Here is a 1,697-nt window from a genome sequence, read left to right on the forward strand (position 1 = left end):
TTCTTCGCCTCCTTTGGCTCGGGGCTGCGGGGGGACGGATCGATAAAAAGTCGGTTGGGTATATCGACGAAGAGCTTTTTGCATACCGGTGAAATACCGGGGTATGCCGAAAAGGTTGCGGGTGTGGTGCGGGCGTCGAATCTGCTCAAGAAGGGGACCTACCTAGCCATGACAATCGAGGTGGGTTCTACAGCAGCATCCATCTATAAAGCTTGCACTCTGGGGCGTGAGGAGGAGTGTAGGAAAGCGAAGTATGTGGAGGGTGGGGCATTAGTAGGTGGTATGAGTGGGGGAGTGATTGGAGGGGCTCTTGGTTCACTGAGTGGCGGCATAGTATGTGGTGCACTTGGTGTCTCATCCGTCGGAACAGGGGCATTGGTTTGTTCTGTACTGGGCGGGGCGACGGGAGGGGCCTTATTAGGCTCGGGTGGCAGCGAGGCAGGTGGGAAAATCGGACTGCATCTGTATGAAGAGGGGGCGTGGTGAGTGCTGCCGGTACTGTGAGTTTAATCCTATTAATATGTATGATTGTTGTGCCTGTCGTATTGATATATTCGTCTTGGCGTTATTTGAATTATGTCGAGTCGTTGATGCAGCAGAGTGAATGGGTACTGGCGAACCAGCAAAACTATGCTAGAGCGGGGCTTCCGGGAAAAGTTATTCGTCTCTGCTCTATTGCACTGATGTTATGCCATTCAAATTTCTTTATTCGCCGAGGGTTGGCTAACCCTGATGATGTGAAAAATTTTCCGCAGCACATAAGGAGAGCTTTGATTTTCTTGTTGTTTTCTATGTATTTTGTGGCGGTGGCAATAGTTGTTTTTAATTTTGTTTGGCCGCCTACCTCTGTCGAGTAAGGCTGGCGAAGCAGTGCTACCACTGGGGCGCATTTGCGAGGCTGAGGCAGCAGCTGCGCGTCTTCGGAGGCGCAGCGGGGGAGCCTTAGGCGGGGCCTTGGGGAGTAATTATGGTGGAGAGATAGGGTTAAAATTTTATGAAGAGGCTACGTAGTGATGTTTAGTGTTGGGCTGTTGATAGGCTTGATTATATTAGGTTCTCTGTGTCTTGTGGTTTTGGTTCTGATGTATGTTTCGTGGCGTTATGTGGATTATCTAGAGTCTTTAATGCCTAGGAGTGAGTGGGTGTTAGGGAATAAAAGAAATTTTTCCGATGCGGGTCTGCCTGGAAAAATGGTCCGTTTCGGCTCAATTTCTATGATGTTGGCTTTTTCAAAATTCAGTGTCCGCAAGGGCATGGCCAACGCTGACGATATAAAGCGCTTTCCGAAGCATATAAAGATTATGTTGGTTTCGTTTCTCTTTTTTACATACTTCGTGCTTGGGGCGCTTCTTGTCGCTAATTAAGTTTCGTCTAGGTAGCAGAGACTGGCGATGCAGTGCTACAACTGGGGCGCAATGCGCCCCTAATCCCAGCCACGCCAATTCCTAGGCTCCGGGGTTCTTCAACGGTGTTTGTAGTACTTTTCGTTGTTTGATCTTTTACCGCGTTTACGCCGTTGCCGCGTGCTTCATACGTCCCTACTCTCGATCCGCTGTTGGTGCTGAATCATTAAGGGAAATACGTATGAGGTACATAAGTGTCTGAAGCCCGGTCGTTTATCAATCTTGAAACCAAAAATTATGAATCGCTTAAATCAGAGCTGATGCTTTCACGAAATCAACTCGCGAAATTCGATA

The 1,697-nt window shown here is 48.6% G+C and carries 3 protein-coding genes; all 3 read left to right on the forward strand.

What is annotated here, in order from left to right:
- A partial coding sequence (locus HMPREF3173_RS24705) for a hypothetical protein (RefSeq protein WP_139146814.1) occupies positions 1–486 on the forward strand: 486 nt, incomplete at its 5' end.
- Between the two features lie 104 nt (positions 487–590).
- Complete coding sequence (locus tag HMPREF3173_RS24255) at positions 591–857, forward strand: hypothetical protein (RefSeq protein WP_139146815.1); 267 nt, start codon at positions 591–593, stop codon at positions 855–857.
- 153 nt (positions 858–1,010) lie between these two features.
- Positions 1,011–1,364, forward strand: a complete 354-nt coding sequence (locus tag HMPREF3173_RS24525; protein ID WP_168166366.1) for a hypothetical protein — start codon at positions 1,011–1,013, stop codon at positions 1,362–1,364.
- The last annotated feature ends 333 nt before the right edge of the window (positions 1,365–1,697 follow it).

This window comes from Pseudomonas sp. HMSC08G10 (genome assembly GCF_001808425.1).
Taxonomy (GTDB): domain Bacteria; phylum Pseudomonadota; class Gammaproteobacteria; order Pseudomonadales; family Pseudomonadaceae; genus Aquipseudomonas; species Aquipseudomonas guariconensis.